Origin of the sequence: Actinomadura rupiterrae (genome assembly GCF_024172125.1) — a bacterium.
GTDB lineage: Bacteria > Actinomycetota > Actinomycetes > Streptosporangiales > Streptosporangiaceae > Spirillospora > Spirillospora rupiterrae.
Genome location: NZ_JAMZEA010000004.1, coordinates 577,261 through 591,472, shown reverse-complemented (window position 1 = coordinate 591,472; position 14,212 = coordinate 577,261). Strand labels below are relative to the sequence as shown.

Sequence of the window (14,212 nt, the reverse complement as noted above, 5' to 3'; positions counted from 1 at the left end):
CGCCGTCTAGTGGTCAGCGACGCCGGAAACCGGACGAAAAGGCTCCCCGGCGGTGTCGCTGCCCCGGCCCTCGCGGCCGGGTCGGTTGGAGGAGCGGATGCCAGTGCTCATCGTGGCGATAGCGGTCGTCGTCGCCGTCATCGTGCTCATCGTCCTGTTCAAGATGATCTGGCGGGTCGCCGAGCCCAACGAGGCCCTGATCATCTCGGGCCTGGGCGCGCGGTCCAAGGCGGTCCCCGGGCTGGACAGCCTCGGGTTCAAGATCGTCACGGGCAAGGGCACCCTGGTGATGCCCGGGTTCCAGGTCGCGCGGCGGCTGCGGCTGGACATCCGCAGCGCCACCCTGGAGGTGCACTGCGTCACCCAGCAGGGCATCCCGGTGCAGGTCAAGGGTGTGGTGATCTACAAGGTCGGGGACGACCTGGTGTCCATCGCCAACGCGTCCCGGCGCTTCCTGGACCAGCAGAAGTCGATGGACGGCGCGATCCACGAGCTGTTCACCGGCCACCTGCGCTCGATCATCGGCGGCCTCACCGTCGAGGACCTGATCCTCAACCGCGAGCGCCTCACCAGCGAGACCCGGCTGTCGGCCGCCGACGAGATGAGCAAGCTCGGCTTCGTCGTGGACTCGCTGCAGATCCAGGAGATCGAGGACGCCACCGGCTACATCACCAACCTGGGCCGCCCGCACGCCGCGGCCGTCGCGTCCGCCGCCCGCATCGCCGAGGCCGAGCGGGACCGCGAGGCCACCGAGCGCGAGCAGGAGGCCGCCCGGCAGAACGCGGCCGTGATCCGCGACACCGAGATCAAGAAGGCCGAGTACGAGGGCCAGGTGAAGCAGGCCGAGCAGCAGGCGAAGCAGGAGGTCATCGAGAAGGAGACCCGCAACGCCGAGCTGGAGGCCGAGCGCACCGAGAAGCTGCTGGAGAGCCAGGTCCGCAAGCCCGCCGACGCGCGCGCGTACGAGCGGGTCAAGCTCGCCGAGGCCGAGCGCGAGGAGCGCGTCGCGCACGCCCAGGCGGCCGCGACCGAGACGCAGCTGAAGGCGCAGCGCGAGGCGGAGGCCACGCGCATCCTCGGTGAGGCGCAGGCGGGGGCGATCCGCAACAAGGGCCTCGCGGAGGCGGACGCCATCAAGGCGCGCGCCCAGGCCCTGTCGGAGAACACCGAGGCGGTCATCGCCCAGCAGCTCGCCGAGCGCTGGCCGGAGATCGTCGAGGCGGGCGCGGGCGTCTTCGGCAACGTGGACAACATGGTCGTCCTGAACGGCGCGGACGGCATCGAGGACATGCTCGCCAAGGCCCTCACCCTCGGCGGCGCCGGGCTCGGCCTGGCCCGCAACCTGCTCTCGGGCGCCGCGGGCGTCCCGTCCGCGAACGGGCAGGCGCCCGCGCCGGTCAACGGCGCGGCCCCGTCCCTGACCGGCCCGGACAAGCCGGCCACCGAAGCCTGACCGCACCCCCTCCCCGAGGCCCGGACGCGCGCCACGCGCCTGGGCCTCGCCCACATCCGGACCTTGGAGGTCGTATGGGACGCAGAAAGCCGCTAGTCCTGCGGGTCGGGCCGGATACCTATTACCGGACGTCCGGGCACGCGCACGGCCCCGGAGGCAAGCAATGCCGCGAGTACGTCCGGATCGCCCGCGACGGAAGCCGCGGCACCGGCCTGACGGTCTCGTTCCAGGCGGGTCCGGGACGCCTCGTCGCGGACGGCCTGCTGCACATTGGCGGCGTCATCCGCGGCGAGGACGACGCGTACCTGAACCTGCACCGGCCCGCCGTCGTCCGCGCGCTCCTGGACGTCGCGATCCGGCGCGGCTGGGACACCGCCACCGAACTCCACCTGGACGGCTGGCTCCTCCTGGACGACGTCCTCGCCGTCCTCCCACCCGAGCCCGATGCGACCGCGAGTGAGGCCGACGCGAACGCGACGGACAAGGTCCCACCCGAGCCCGACGCGGACGGGACGGACAAGGTCCCACCCGGGGCGTGACCCGGATAACGTTCGTGGCATGTCCGTGCCCCGGCTCGCCGTCACCGTCGATCTCGTCGTCCTCACCGTCCGGGAGCAGCGGTTGAGCGCGCTGGTGTGGCGGCGGGACCGGGACCCCTACGACGGCGCCTGGTCCCTGCCCGGCGGGTTCATCCAGCTCGACGAGGACCTGCCGGCCGCCGCGTCCCGGCTGATGGCCGAGCGCGCCGGGCTCGCCGACGTCCGCATCCACCTGGAGCAGCTCGCCACCTACGGCTACCCGGACCGCGACCCCCGGCAGCGCGTCGTCAGCGTCGCCTACCTCGGCCTCGCGCCCGACCTGCCCGCGTCCAGCCGCGCCCAGGTGCTCTGGAAGCCCGTGGACGACCTGGTCAACCGCGACCGCGCCGCGTTCGACCACCGGCGCATCATGCTGGACGGCGTGGAGCGCGCCCGCGCGAAGCTGGAGTACACCTCGCTCGCCGCCGCGTTCGCGCCGCCCGAGTTCACCGTCGCCGAGCTGCGCCGCGTCTACGAGATCGTCTGGGGCACCCCGCTCGACCCGCGCAACTTCCACCGCAAGGTCACCGGCGCCGACCGCTTCCTGATCCCCACGGGCCGGACGACCACGCGCGACGGCGGCCGTCCCGCGCAGCTGTACACCCGGGGCGATGCCGAGCAGCTCCGTCCGCCCATGCTCCGCCAACGCCCCTGCTCTGACTGACCGCAATCCCCGTGCGAGCGACCTGCTTCGTCCGAGGTGGGATGAGGTGTCGGACGTTTCGGTCCCGACAGAACCCGGTGTCCCTGGGGGCGGAGCGGGGGAGAACGGGCTGACCGCGGCGGGCGGCGCGGTGACGATGGGCGCATGCTGGCCGACCTGTTCCCCCTGCTGTCCCTGCGGGTCCGCACGCCGCGGCTGGAGTTGCGGCTGCCGACCGACGAGCAACTGGCGTCCCTGGCGGAGCTGGCCGTCGCGGGCGTCCTCGACCGGGGCGCGCTGCCGTTCGCGACGTCCGGGGTGGACGTGCCGCCCGCCGTGGCCGCCCGGCAGGTCGTCCTGCACCACTGGCGGCTGCTCGGCGGGTGGCGGCCGGACGACTGGTCCCTCGGGCTGGTCGTCCTGTTGTCCGGCGAGGTGGTCGGGACGCAGGGCCTGGACGCGGCGCGGTTCGCGGTCCGGCGGCAGGTGACCACCTGGTCGTGGCTCGGCCGGGAGTTCGAGGGGCAGGGGATCGGCAGCGAGATGCGCGCGGCCGTCCTGCACCTGGCGTTCGCCGGGCTGGACGCGGTGGACGCGGTGTCCGGCGCGTACGCCGACAACGAGGCGTCGCGGCGCGTGTCGCGGAAGCTCGGCTACCGCCCGGACGGCGCCGCCGACCGGACTACCGAGCGCCCCGGCGGCGGGCCGGGCGTCCGGACCGGCGGCGGGCCCGATGGCCGGACCGGCGGGGGGCTCGGCGTCCGGACCGGCGGACGGTCCGGACGGGCGGAGGGACGACGCATGAGGCTGTGCCGGGACGACTGGAACCCGCCCGTCCGGGTTGACATGGACGGTCTGGAGCCCTGCCTGCCGTTGTTCGGGATCGCGCCCGACCGCGGCCGCCCGGGCGCGCAGGGCGGATGATCACCGAACGTCGCGTTCCGGTTCCCGCGAAGGGGCCCGGAACATCGCCGTGCCCTGCGCAAACCAGCAAACTTGATCAACTCCGCGGGGCCGTTCGGCATGACCTCACAAATGAAGATCACCGCGCTTCGGGGGACTTGCGGAAATGGGAGGGCGGGCGGTGATACTGGGCGTGCCCCGAAAGCCGGGAGTTTTCCGGGAAAAGGGTCGTCCGGCCGCAAACCCTGCGCGCGCACGGTCGGCGCCCAGCGGATTTCCCCCGTGAAATTCTCGGCGTTCTTCGCAAAAGAGGGAGTTGTCATGAGCCGTCTCGTCGACCGGGTCCTGGACCGCATCGTGCCCAAGGCGTCCGCCTCCGCCTGCAGCGGTACCTACTTCTGCAACGCGGCCGGCCACCCCGGCTACTGGTTCCGCTACTGCTGCCCGGACAGCGGCTGCGACTGGACCTACATCCGCGGCTGCTGACGCCGCCGCGCGTGAGCCGCGTGCGAGCCGTACATGAGCCGCGCGTGAGCGAGGTGTGATCCCGGCCGGGCGGGACGCGGCGCCGCGTCCCGCCCGGTACGCCGGAGGAGTTCGTTACGCCGCCCGGCGGGCGCCCTCTCGCTCGCGCCGCGCCCCTTGTTTATGACAGTTATCGCTGGCGCGTTCGCGTCCGGTGCGCTCCCGCCGCCGCCCGGAATGGCGGTGGCCGCGGCGGCCGGAATCACCGGCGCGATCCCTCCGGTTCCCGTCGACGAAATCGTCGACCTTTTTGCGGGGAGTTGAAATGGCTTTCCTGGTGGCCGCCGTGACGCTGTTCGGCGCGCTTTCTCTGTTGAACCTTCTACTGACCGTCGGCATTCTGCGCCGGATGCGGGCGGACGCCGCCGCCGGGGTCCGCACGTCCGCCGCCCCGGACGACCTGTTCGCGCTCAGCCCCGGCTCCCCGGTCGGCGAGTTCAGCGCCGTCACCACGGACGGCGACCCCGTCACGCGCGAGACCGCCGCGGGCGTCGTCGCGTTCTTCTCCGCGAACTGCGACGGCTGCCACGTCCTGCTGCCGAGCTTCATCGAGCGCGCCCGGACCCTCGGCCGCGGCAACGTCCTCGCCGTCATGGGCGGCGACGAGCCCGAGACGGTCGCCGCGCTGGAGCCGGTCGCCCGCGTCGTCCACGCCGACCGCGACGGCGGCCCGATCGCGCACGCCTTCCAGAACAAGTGGACGCCCGCCCTCTACCTGCTAGGCGAAGACGGCCGCCTCGTCGGCACCGGCTCCCGCATGGACGAGCTGCCCCTGCACACCCTCACCGCCCCGGCGGCCGGAAGCTGACCATGACCACGCCGGACACCAGCCGACGCTTCGGGCCGCGGGCGCTGCGGGCCTCGGCCGCCGAGGCGATCGCGCTCATCTGCCGGGCCGCGCCCGTCGAGATGCCGGTCTTCCTGGCCATGACGGTCGCCGCGTCCGGCGCGCCGATCGCGGCGGCCTGGCTGACCAAGCTGGTGATCGACCGGCTCACCGGCGGGCACGGCGCGGTCGGCGGGCTCGCGCTCGGCCTCGCCGCCGCCGGGTTCGCGACCGCCGCGCTCCCCGCCGCGACCCGCTACGCCCGCGCGCAGATCGGCCGCGCCGCGAGCCTCACCGGCACCGACCGGCTGTTCGCCGCCGCCGAGCGCCAGGTCGGCCTGCGCTCCTTCGAGGACCCCGCCTACCAGGACCGGCTGCGGCTCGCGCAGGACGGCGTCCGCCGCGTCCCCGAGATCGTGGACGGTCTGGGCGGCGCGCTCGGCGGCGTCCTGTCGCTGACCGGGTTCCTCGGCTCGCTGCTCGTGCTCAGCCCGGCGATGACCGGCCTGGTGCTGGCCGCCGCGCTGCCCGCGCTCGTCGCCGAGATCCTGCTGACCCGCCGCCGGTCGGCCATGGAGTGGAGCATCGAGCGGCACCACCGGCGCGAGTACTTCTACGGCCAGCTGCTCACCGGGACGTCGCCCGCGACCGAGATCCGGCTGTTCGGCATCGGCGCGTTCCTGCGCGGCCGGATGATGTCCGAGCGGCGTGCCGCGAACGCCGCCGACCGCGGCATGGACCTGCGGGAGCTGCGCACGCAGGGCGGCCTCACCGCGCTCGGCGCGGCCGTCGCCGGGGCCGGCCTCTGGTGGGCCGTGGACGCCGCGAAGCACCACACGCTCAGCGTCGGCGACGTCGCGATGTTCCTCGCCGCCGTCGCCGGCGTCCAGTCCGCGCTGGCGAGCCTGACGAACGCGATCTCCGGCGGCCAGGCGCGCCTGCTCACCTTCACCCACTACGTCGCCGTCGTCCGCGCGCCGTCCGACCTGCCGCGCGCCGAGACCGGCGACGCGCCGCCGCTGCGCCGCGGCATCGAGTTCCGCGACGTCTGGTTCCGGTACGGCGACGACCTGCCGTGGGTGTTCAGCGGCCTCGACCTGACGATCCCGCACGGCCAGGCCGTCGCGCTCGTCGGGCTGAACGGCGCGGGCAAGTCCACCCTGGTCAAGCTGCTCTGCCGGATGTACGACCCGACCCGCGGCGCGATCCTCTGGGACGGCGAGGACCTCCGCGACATCCCGCCCGACAGGCTCCGCGACCGCATCAGCGCCGTCTTCCAGGACCACATGAACTACGAGATGTCCGCCCGCGACAACATCGCGCTCGGCGACCTCGCCGCGTCCGCCGGCCAGATCGAGACCGCCGCCCGCCGCGCCGGCGTGCACGACCGCCTCGCGAACCTGCCCAACGGCTACGACACGCCCCTGACCCGCATGTTCGCCCTGGACGACTCGGACGAGACCTCCGGCGTCGTCCTCTCCGGCGGGCAGTGGCAGCGGCTCGCCCTCGCGCGCGCCCTGGTCCGCGAGAACCGCGACCTGATGATCCTGGACGAGCCGAGCTCCGGCCTCGACCCGGAAGCCGAGCACGAGGTCCACGCCCTCATGCGCGAGCACCGGCGCGGCAGCACGAGCCTGCTCATCTCGCACCGGCTCAGCGCCGTCCGCGACGCCGACCGGGTCGTCGTCCTTGAGGACGGCCGGATCGTCGAACAGGGCACGCACGAAACCCTCCTCGCCTCGGACGGCGGCTACGCCCGCCTGTTCCGCCTCCAGGCCAGCGGCTACCAGGAGGCGTCCCCGTGAAACGCCTCCTCGCCCTGACCGCCCTCGCGGCCTGCGCGGTCGCCGTCCGCCGGACCCTGATCCTCATCACGGTGGACGGCACGTCCATGGAACCGTCCCTCCGCTCGGGCGACCGCGTCCTGGTCCGCCGGACCCGCCGCGTCCGGAAGGGCCAGATCGCCCTCGTGCGCTCCGACCCGCACGACCAACTCCTGCTGAAACGCGCCGTGGCCGTCCCCGGCGACCACCTCCCGAAGGACTGGGCCGACCCGGACGTGAAGTCCCTAGCGGACGCGACCGTCCCGCGCGGCGCGATCGTCGTCCTGGGCGACAACCGCCCCACGAGCTGGGACTCCCGCCACTTCGGATACGTCCGCCGCGCTCAGATCCTGGGCGTCCTCCTGGTCCGCCTGCCGTAAAGCTCTTGATCAATACGCCGTACGCCGGGTAGCAAGGCGGGATGATCCGCGGCGAACGAGCCGGACTGCGCGTCCGGCTCCCCGAAGACGTGCCTCTGCTCCACGAGGAGCTCTACAACGACGTCGAGACGCGCTCGCGCTCCGACATCCGCCCGTGGCGCCCCCTCGGCCCCGACAAGTCACCCTTCGCCGTCCGCGACACCGAGGACGACACCCTCGTCGACTTCTCCGCAGTAGACCTCGCCACCGGCGACCTCGCGGGCGTGGCCGTCCTGTGGGGCATCGACACGCACGCCCGCTCGGCCCACATCGGCATGTCGCTCCGCCCCGCCGCCCGCGGCCGCGGCCTCGCCACCGACATCGTCCGGACGCTCTGCCACTACGCCTTCGAAACCCGCGGCCTCAACCGCGTCGCCCTCGAAACCCTCTCCGACAACCTCGCCATGCGCGCCGTCGCCAAGCGCGTCGGCTTCACCCACGAGGGAACGCTCCGCAACTCCTTCTGGGCCAACGGCCGCTTCCACAACGACGAGCTGTACGGCCTCCTCGCCTCAGAATGGCGCGCCCGCTGACCAAACCCCGCACAGCGCCAATGCGTGACCGATACGGTACGAAGCGTGAAGGCGTTCAACACGACCGGCCCGTGCCTCCCCGACCAGCACTACATGCTCGACCCCCTTGCCCGCCTCCCTGAAGCCCGGAAACTGGCAGAACAGGGCAAGTACTTCGTCCTCCACGCCCCCCGCCAGTCCGGCAAGACCACGGTCCTGGCTGCATTGGCGCGCGAGCTGAACGCCACAGGCGAATACGCCGCTCTTCGCTTCTCCGCCGAGGCCGCGAGGGTGGACGGAGAGGACCACGTCGCCGCCCAACTCAACCTGCTGGGGTCGCTGCGCAAGGTAGCGCGGTATTCGGACCTCCCGCCCGACTGCCTGCCGCCGGACGAACTGCCCGAGACACCCCCGGGGCTCATCCTCCACACCGGTCTGCAGGAGTGGGCGGCGTCCTGCCCGCGCCCTCTGGTCCTGTTCATAGACGAGATCGACGCGCTCGCCGGAAACAGCCTGATCAGCGTGCTCACCCAGCTGCGGGACGGCTACATCGACCGTCCCGCCCCCTTCCCCCATTCGGTGGGCCTGTGCGGGATGCGAGACGTCCGCGAGTACAAGGCGGGTTCGAGCGGCACCACGAGTCGCCTGGGCACGGGTAGTCCTTTCAACATCAGTGCGACCTCGCTGGTGCTGGGAGATCTCACGTTCGCAGAGACCGCCGAGCTGTACGACCAGCACACCGAGGCGACCGGCCAGGTCTTCGAGCCGCGGGCCGTCCAGCGGGCCTTCGAGGCGAGCCAGGGCCAGCCATGGCTGGTCAATGCCCTGGCGAGGGACATCATCGAGGTCATGGGCGTTCCGGCATCCGAGCCGATCACGGACGACCTGATGGATCAGGCGGTGGAACGGCTCATCCGTCAGCGCGCCACACATCTGGACTCGCTGGTGGCCCGTCTCTACGAGCCGCGCGTCAAACGCCTGCTCGGGCCGATGATCTCCGGTGGAGACCCGCCGTTCGGCGATGAGTACCACGAGGATCTCCTCTACACCCAGGACCTCGGCCTGCTGACTCGGACGCTTCCGGTGCGGGTCTCCAACCCGATCTACCAGGAAGTGATCGTGCGCGTCCTGTCCCAGGGCGTGCAGGACAGCATCCATGCGCAGCCACACGCCTTCCTGCTCCCGGACGGACGGCTGGACGTCGACAAACTCCTCCAGGAGTTCATCGCCTTCTGGAAGATGAACGGCGAGATCCTGGACAGCCAGACCACCTACCACGAGGCCGCCTGCCACCTGGCGTTCATGGCGTTCCTCCAGCGAGTGGTCAACGGCGGCGGCGTGATCGACCGCGAGTACGCGCTCGGCCGCAAGCGCCTCGACCTCACGGTTCGCAAGGCGTACACGGACAGGCACGGTCGGCGCGCGATCCAGTGGGAGGCCTACGAGCTCAAGGTGCACAGCGACGGTTCACGCGATCCGATCCCGAGCGGCCTCAAGCAGCTCGACGGCTACCTCGACAGCCTCGGTCTCGACACCGGCACGCTGATCATCTTCGACCGGCGCAAGAACGCCCCTCCGGTCGCGGAGCGCACCACCACGGAGATGGTCGAGTCGCCCACCGGACGCAAGGTCACCCTCCTGCGCGCCTGACCCGCGGGCGCAATGCCGTTCAGAGAGGCCACTCGTGGCTGACGTGAGAAGACCGAAGTACTTCAACACGGGCGGCCCGTGCCGTCCGCACCGGGACTACATGCTCGACCCGTTGACCCGCCTGCCGGATGCCAGGGAACTGATCGAAGGGGGCGCGCACTTCGTCGTCCATGCCCCGCGGCAGTCTGGATCGACGACCATTCTGGGGAGCCTGGCCGAGGCCCTGACCGGGACGGGCAGCTACGCCGCTGCGCGGTTCTCATGCGAAACCGCAGCCGGTACCGACGACGAACGCCATATCCAGGAGATCCTCCTTCACGCCATGAAGGACTCGGCCGAGGACAGCGGCTTCCCGGCGGCGTGCTTGCCGCCTGACCCGTGGCCGGAGGCGCCGACCGGCCGGATGCTCTTCACGGCGCTTTCGGCTTGGGCGGCGAAGAGCCCGCTGCCGCTGGTTCTGCTCATCGATGAGGTCGATGCGCTGGTCGGGCCTGCCCTGGACGGGATTTTGCGCCAGCTTCGGGAGGGGATTCTCTCGGCCTCGACTCCGTTCCCGCACTCGCTGGTGCTGTGCGGACGGCGGCATGTGCTGGACTACCGCGACCCGGACGAGTCCGACTTGCTCGACGTCAGCGTGGCAGCACTGCGGCTCGGTGCGTTCACCTTCGAGGAGGTCGCTGAGCTGTACGGGCAGCACACCGCGGCGACCGGGCAGGTTTTCGAGGAGCGGGCCGTCCGGCGGGCGTTCGAGGTGACTCAGGGGCAGCCTTGGCTGGCCAACGCCCTGGCGCGGGACATCATCGAGGTCATGTCCGTCCCGGCGTCCGTGCCGATCACGGACGTGTTGGTGGACGAGGCCGTTCGGCGCTTGATCGAGGGGCGGCCTACGCACCTGGACTCGCTCGCGGGGCGGCTGGACGAACCGCGCGTGCAGCAGGTGATCGTGCCGATCCTTTCCGGGCGCGCGCCCGGAGCCGAGCACCTGGAATATGTGCAGGACCTCGCCCTGGTCACCAGGACGCATCCCGTGCAGATCGCCAATCCGATCTACCAGGAAGTCATGGTTCGGCGCATGCAGGCGCGGTTCGGGCTGTCTGTCACGCCGGGTGAGAGGCCGCGCTCTGGGGCGTACGCGGGGTACTTCGCGGACGTGGGTTGAGGCATAGCCTGCGGGCGTGGGGACTCTGGTGGTGGTGAGCGGGCCGGCCGGGGCTGGGAAGACGACGCTGGCGCATGAGCTGGCGGGGGTTCTCGGGTGCCCGGCCGTAATTCGGGACGAGATCAAGCAGGGGTTGGTGCTGGGCGATCCTGAGTACCGGCCGGAGCCGGGGGACGCGCAGACGATGCGGGCGCTCGAAGCGTTCTTCGACGTGCTGCGGGTGTTGTTGCAGGCGGGGAGCGTGGTCGTCGCCGAGGCCGCGTTCCAGGACCGCGTGTGGAATCCGCGGCTCACGCCGATGCTCGAATTCGCGCGCGTCCGCATCATCCGCTGTGACGCGCCGGAACCCGTCCGGCTGGAGCGCATCGCGCGGCGCCTGGAGGCGGACGGGCACCGGCGCGCCCACGCCGACCACACGCTGACGGCAGGAGGTCGGTTCACGCCGGTCGCGATGGACGTCCCGACCTTGGATGTCGACACGTCCGACGGCTACCGGCCCGGGCTGGACGAGATCGCAGCGTTCGCCCGAGCCGGTCTTCGCTGACCGTCACCGCTGCCGCTTCATCGGGACGACCCGCGCGTCATAGGCGAGCGCGGCGTCCAGCCAGGGGCGCAGGTAGGCGTCGATCGCGCTCGCGGCGGATGCGGTGTCGGTGGCATGCGCGAAATTGCGTCCGCCGGACGTCCGGAACCACCAGCCGTCCAGGTGCCGGACGGCCGTGACCGTGTCGCCGATGGACGCGAGTTCCGGCGCGCGGACGCGCAGCATCGGCGGGAATTCGGACATGCGCGGATCGGTCGTCCAGCCGTGGCTTCGCAGATCGTCCGCGAGGCGGAGCAGCAGGCGGCGGGCGCGCCACGCGTCCAGGTCAGAAGGCCGCACGATCAGCCCCACCGGGCCAGCTCGGCGGCGACGGCGTGCGCCGCGTCGAGCGCGTCGTCCGGCTCCCGGACGTGCTCGGCGTCGCCGATCGGAACCGCGCCCGGATGCAGCCAGAACTGCCACCTCGCGTCCGGACCGGACATCTCGCACGTCACGCTGAGCGTCCAGCCCATCGTGTCCGGATTCCAGCACCGCAGAACGGTCGGTTTCAGGACGTTCTCGACCAGCCGCGCCCGCAACCCGATGTCGTCCAGGCCGCCGGCGAGCGCGAGAAGTTTGGTTCGCCTGGTGAAGCGGGCTTTCTCGACCGGTGATTCCGGTATACGGTCACAGATGCGAGTCGTGTCGTCACACATCGGCACCCTCCGGGGCTGAGGGACTGGGAACTAACCGTGAATTCCCCACCACTCTCCCGGCGGCCGATGCCGTCCGGAAGAGGGTGAACCTCCACGCGGGCCCCTGTAGAGATCGGGAGCGACGACATGCCCGACAAGCACGCCAAACTGCACTCGTTCGACCCCCAGGAAAGCGCGCTGGCGCTCTACGCGGACAAGATGCGGCTCAACCGCGCCCGCGCCGGACTCAGCCAGACCGAGGTCGGCCGCGCCTGCTGCGTGTCCGACAAACTCATCTCCGCGATCGAGAACCTCAGCCGCTTCCCGGGCGAGGACATCAGCAAGCGCCTCAACCGCCTCTTCGACGTCGACTTCTTCGGCGACCAGTACCACCAGATCAACCGCGAACTCAGGCTTCCGGCCCGCTTCGACTTGTACGTCGAACAGGAGAAGCAGGCGGCGATCGTCTACTGTTTCGAGTACGGCTACATACCTGGCCTCCTCCAGACGGAGGACTACGCCAGGACGCTCATGAGCCGAACCCCGCATGCGGAGGAGCGCGAGAGAGCGGTGACCATTCGCATGCGGCGCCAGGAGCTCCTGGAATGTCAGGAGCCGCCCGTGTTGGTGGCGGTGGTCAAAGAAGCCGCGCTACGTGAGCTGATCGGTAGCCGAGATCTCATGCGGCGGCAGTTTGCACACCTCATCGAGATGGGACGTCAGCCCAACATCTCCATCGAGGTCGTTCCGAACGGCGCGGGCGTCTTCGTGTCCAGCGGATATTCCCTGCTCAACTTCGTCGAGGGAAGCCCGGTCGGGTGGACGGAAGCCGGGTTCGGATTCGGGCACCTCGTCCAGGAATCTGTGATCCTCCATCGCATGCGGGTAGCGTTGGATCTCACGCGTGCTGAGGCGCTCCCCGCTACCGAATCCGAGAGATTGATCCGGACGCTCATGGAGGATCTGTGAAGAATCTCGTCCTGGAGTGGCGCAAGTCGAGCTATTCGTCTGGCGAGGGAGGCCAGTGCGTGGAAGTGGCTGCGCTCTGGCGGAAGTCCAGCTACTCCAGCGACGAAGGTGGGGAGTGCGTTGAGGTTGCCGCACTGGAGCCGGAGGTTGGGTTGCGGGACTCCAAGGATGCGGACGGGCCGCATCTGCATGTGACCCGTCCGGCGTTCGCGGCGTTGCTCGCCGAGATCAAGGCGTAGCTTCCGCGTTCTTGGGTGACGGCCTGGTCAGGCCGTCCGGTTCAGTGCGGTCAGTCCTCCAGGACTTCCAGGCCGTGGAACGCACCACCGAGGCAGATGAGCCCCGTGGACGACCATGGGGCGTGCACGACGTGGCCGCCGCCGATCAGGCAGAGATGTGCCGTGATCCCGTCTCGTCCCTCCGGGGTGTCGGCGTTGGCGGCGCCCGCAAGTGCGACGGTCCCGGCCGTGGCGGTGCCCAGAGTCAGGGCCACGGCGGCGATTCCGGTGCGAATGCGCATGATGTCTCCTTCAGAGCTAGATGACTCCCGTCAGTCTCCCGATACCCACGAAAGTCACTTATAGTCATCTGTTTGTTACTGAGAGTGACGAAGCTGGCTTCGCGTCCACACCTGGCGAACCAGGACGAAGGATGCCGGGCCATCGAGGGGGACGGGCGTGACGGCGCTGCTCAAGGGGCTGCGCGGCCGTGGGCGGGGCCTTGGGAGCGCGCGGAGCGCGGGCTCGCGAGAAAGATCCAGAAGGCGCGAACTTCTTCGTGGCCCTCGTAGATCCTGACGTCCGGTTCGTCCGGTTGGTTCGGTGCGGAGCGGGTCGGATTGATCACGTCCCGCAGTCCCAACCCCATCGGGGGTGCCCGCATCTCACCTTGCACAGCGCGACCACGGAGTGCGCGCACCGAGGACGAGCGAGGGACCATGCGGAAGATCATGCTCACCGGGCTGGCGACGGCGGCGCTGGCGATGAGCCTGACGGCCTGCGGCGGCGGCAGCGACAACAAGACCGCGGCGGCTCCGCCTGCGTCCACCAACGGAACCGCGCCCGCCCCGACCGGCAGCTCGACGCCGGGCGGCCCGGACGGCACCAAGGCCCCCGAGGGCACCAAGGCCCCCGGCGGTACGGGCGGCCACCACACCCCGCCGTCGCAGCCGGGCAGCGGCGGCGTCCACCAGATCAGCTCGAAGTGGGGCAAGCTGGAGTACCTCGCGCCGGGCAAGTTCATCGTCGGCAACGTCGCCTTCTTCACCGCGACCGACACCGTCCTGATCGTCGCCGGTGGGAAGTGCCCGAACGGCAGCGCTCCGACCGGCAACAGCCGGTGCTCCGTGGAGGGCATCGACGAGTGGGCCCAGGCGTCCCCGCACAACGTGAACGTGCACTTCTCCGGCCAGCTCGCCACCCGCATCGTCGAGACCCAGTAGCCGCCGCCGTTCCGCACGACGAGCCGGTCAGCCGCTCCCGTTCCGACCTGACCGGCGGGATGAAAGCCCTGGTTCGTCCTTCGGTGCCTGTTG

Annotated in this window: 18 protein-coding genes; 15 read left to right on the top strand and 3 right to left on the bottom strand. The window is 70.9% G+C overall.

Features of this window, described 5'->3' with window-relative positions:
• Nucleotides 1-97 precede the first annotated feature (97 nt).
• The 12 genes from FHU30_RS15670 (at nt 98) to FHU30_RS15615 (ending at nt 11,035) form a co-directional block, all read left to right on the top strand.
• Nucleotides 98-1,453: an SPFH domain-containing protein gene (locus FHU30_RS15670; RefSeq protein ID WP_253876427.1), complete on the top strand. Its 1,356-nt coding sequence runs from the start codon at nt 98-100 to the stop codon at nt 1,451-1,453.
• A gap of 74 nt (nt 1,454-1,527) precedes the next feature.
• Entirely contained in the window at nt 1,528-1,992 is a 465-nt protein-coding gene (locus tag FHU30_RS15665) for a hypothetical protein (RefSeq protein WP_253876425.1), read from the top strand.
• A 19-nt stretch (nt 1,993-2,011) separates the two neighbouring features.
• On the top strand, nt 2,012-2,695 hold the full coding sequence (locus FHU30_RS15660; RefSeq protein ID WP_253876411.1) for an NUDIX hydrolase: 684 nt from the start codon (nt 2,012-2,014) through the stop codon (nt 2,693-2,695).
• A gap of 144 nt (nt 2,696-2,839) precedes the next feature.
• The gene (locus tag FHU30_RS15655; protein WP_253876409.1) at nt 2,840-3,598 is read left to right on the top strand and encodes a GNAT family N-acetyltransferase; all 759 of its coding nucleotides are present in this window, start codon (nt 2,840-2,842) and stop codon (nt 3,596-3,598) included.
• Nucleotides 3,599-3,898: 300 nt separating this feature from the next.
• Nucleotides 3,899-4,063, top strand: a complete 165-nt coding sequence (locus tag FHU30_RS15650; protein WP_253876407.1) for a hypothetical protein — start codon at nt 3,899-3,901, stop codon at nt 4,061-4,063.
• Nucleotides 4,064-4,367: 304 nt separating this feature from the next.
• A complete protein-coding gene (locus FHU30_RS15645; RefSeq protein ID WP_253876406.1) occupies nt 4,368-4,910 on the top strand; it encodes a peroxiredoxin family protein in 543 nt (180 codons plus the stop codon).
• A 2-nt stretch (nt 4,911-4,912) separates the two neighbouring features.
• The gene (locus FHU30_RS15640) at nt 4,913-6,733 is read left to right on the top strand and encodes an ABC transporter ATP-binding protein (protein ID WP_253876405.1); all 1,821 of its coding nucleotides are present in this window, start codon (nt 4,913-4,915) and stop codon (nt 6,731-6,733) included.
• Nucleotides 6,730-7,131: a signal peptidase I gene (gene lepB / locus FHU30_RS15635; RefSeq protein ID WP_253876403.1), complete on the top strand. Its 402-nt coding sequence runs from the start codon at nt 6,730-6,732 to the stop codon at nt 7,129-7,131. Before FHU30_RS15640 ends, lepB begins: the two co-directional genes overlap by 4 nt.
• A gap of 41 nt (nt 7,132-7,172) precedes the next feature.
• Complete coding sequence (locus FHU30_RS15630) at nt 7,173-7,703, top strand: GNAT family N-acetyltransferase (protein ID WP_253876401.1); 531 nt, start codon at nt 7,173-7,175, stop codon at nt 7,701-7,703.
• A 45-nt stretch (nt 7,704-7,748) separates the two neighbouring features.
• Nucleotides 7,749-9,332, top strand: coding sequence for an ATP-binding protein (locus FHU30_RS15625; RefSeq protein WP_253876399.1), 1,584 nt, complete (start codon nt 7,749-7,751; stop codon nt 9,330-9,332).
• A 34-nt stretch (nt 9,333-9,366) separates the two neighbouring features.
• On the top strand, nt 9,367-10,491 hold the full coding sequence (locus tag FHU30_RS15620; RefSeq protein ID WP_253876398.1) for a hypothetical protein: 1,125 nt from the start codon (nt 9,367-9,369) through the stop codon (nt 10,489-10,491).
• Nucleotides 10,492-10,507: 16 nt separating this feature from the next.
• Entirely contained in the window at nt 10,508-11,035 is a 528-nt protein-coding gene (locus FHU30_RS15615) for a P-loop nucleotide/nucleoside kinase family protein (RefSeq protein WP_253876397.1), read from the top strand.
• A 3-nt stretch (nt 11,036-11,038) separates the two neighbouring features.
• Here FHU30_RS15615 and FHU30_RS15610 read toward each other — a convergent pair whose 3' ends face one another.
• Both FHU30_RS15610 and FHU30_RS15605 read right to left on the bottom strand, forming a co-directional pair.
• The gene (locus FHU30_RS15610) at nt 11,039-11,386 is read right to left on the bottom strand and encodes a hypothetical protein (RefSeq protein WP_253876396.1); all 348 of its coding nucleotides are present in this window, start codon (nt 11,384-11,386) and stop codon (nt 11,039-11,041) included.
• Nucleotides 11,377-11,730 carry a hypothetical protein gene (locus tag FHU30_RS15605; RefSeq protein WP_253876395.1) on the bottom strand — a complete coding sequence of 118 codons (354 nt, stop codon included), beginning with the start codon at nt 11,728-11,730 and terminating at the stop codon, nt 11,377-11,379. The genes FHU30_RS15610 and FHU30_RS15605 overlap by 10 nt, the downstream gene beginning before the upstream one ends.
• Before the next feature lie 126 nt (nt 11,731-11,856).
• On the opposite strand from FHU30_RS15605, the gene FHU30_RS15600 reads away from it, so the two are divergent.
• Together FHU30_RS15600 and FHU30_RS15595 are read left to right on the top strand one after the other, a co-directional pair.
• Entirely contained in the window at nt 11,857-12,678 is an 822-nt protein-coding gene (locus tag FHU30_RS15600) for a helix-turn-helix domain-containing protein (protein WP_253876394.1), read from the top strand.
• Entirely contained in the window at nt 12,675-12,917 is a 243-nt protein-coding gene (locus tag FHU30_RS15595; RefSeq protein WP_253876393.1) for a DUF397 domain-containing protein, read from the top strand. Before FHU30_RS15600 ends, FHU30_RS15595 begins: the two co-directional genes overlap by 4 nt.
• A gap of 50 nt (nt 12,918-12,967) precedes the next feature.
• On the opposite strand, the gene FHU30_RS15590 is transcribed toward FHU30_RS15595, so the two are convergent.
• Nucleotides 12,968-13,198, bottom strand: a complete 231-nt coding sequence (locus FHU30_RS15590; protein ID WP_253876392.1) for a hypothetical protein — start codon at nt 13,196-13,198, stop codon at nt 12,968-12,970.
• 417 nt (nt 13,199-13,615) lie between these two features.
• On the opposite strand from FHU30_RS15590, the gene FHU30_RS15585 reads away from it, so the two are divergent.
• Complete coding sequence (locus tag FHU30_RS15585; RefSeq protein ID WP_253876391.1) at nt 13,616-14,119, top strand: hypothetical protein; 504 nt, start codon at nt 13,616-13,618, stop codon at nt 14,117-14,119.
• Nucleotides 14,120-14,212 lie beyond the last annotated feature (93 nt).

Bases quoted from the DNA above. Each gene is read 5' to 3' on its own strand.
- FHU30_RS15645 (WP_253876406.1), top strand. From the start codon at position 4,368: ATGGCTTTCCTGGTGGCCGCCGTGACGCTGTTCGGCGCGCTTTCTCTG.
- FHU30_RS15655 (WP_253876409.1), top strand. From the start codon at position 2,840: ATGCTGGCCGACCTGTTCCCCCTGCTGTCCCTGCGGGTCCGCACGCCG.
- FHU30_RS15630 (WP_253876401.1), top strand. From the start codon at position 7,173: ATGATCCGCGGCGAACGAGCCGGACTGCGCGTCCGGCTCCCCGAAGAC.
- FHU30_RS15665 (WP_253876425.1), top strand. From the start codon at position 1,528: ATGGGACGCAGAAAGCCGCTAGTCCTGCGGGTCGGGCCGGATACCTAT.
- FHU30_RS15640 (WP_253876405.1), top strand. From the start codon at position 4,913: ATGACCACGCCGGACACCAGCCGACGCTTCGGGCCGCGGGCGCTGCGG.
- FHU30_RS15605 (WP_253876395.1), bottom strand. From the start codon at position 11,730: ATGTGTGACGACACGACTCGCATCTGTGACCGTATACCGGAATCACCG.
- FHU30_RS15600 (WP_253876394.1), top strand. From the start codon at position 11,857: ATGCCCGACAAGCACGCCAAACTGCACTCGTTCGACCCCCAGGAAAGC.
- FHU30_RS15670 (WP_253876427.1), top strand. From the start codon at position 98: ATGCCAGTGCTCATCGTGGCGATAGCGGTCGTCGTCGCCGTCATCGTG.
- FHU30_RS15585 (WP_253876391.1), top strand. From the start codon at position 13,616: ATGCGGAAGATCATGCTCACCGGGCTGGCGACGGCGGCGCTGGCGATG.
- FHU30_RS15660 (WP_253876411.1), top strand. From the start codon at position 2,012: ATGTCCGTGCCCCGGCTCGCCGTCACCGTCGATCTCGTCGTCCTCACC.
- FHU30_RS15590 (WP_253876392.1), bottom strand. From the start codon at position 13,198: ATGCGCATTCGCACCGGAATCGCCGCCGTGGCCCTGACTCTGGGCACC.
- FHU30_RS15650 (WP_253876407.1), top strand. From the start codon at position 3,899: ATGAGCCGTCTCGTCGACCGGGTCCTGGACCGCATCGTGCCCAAGGCG.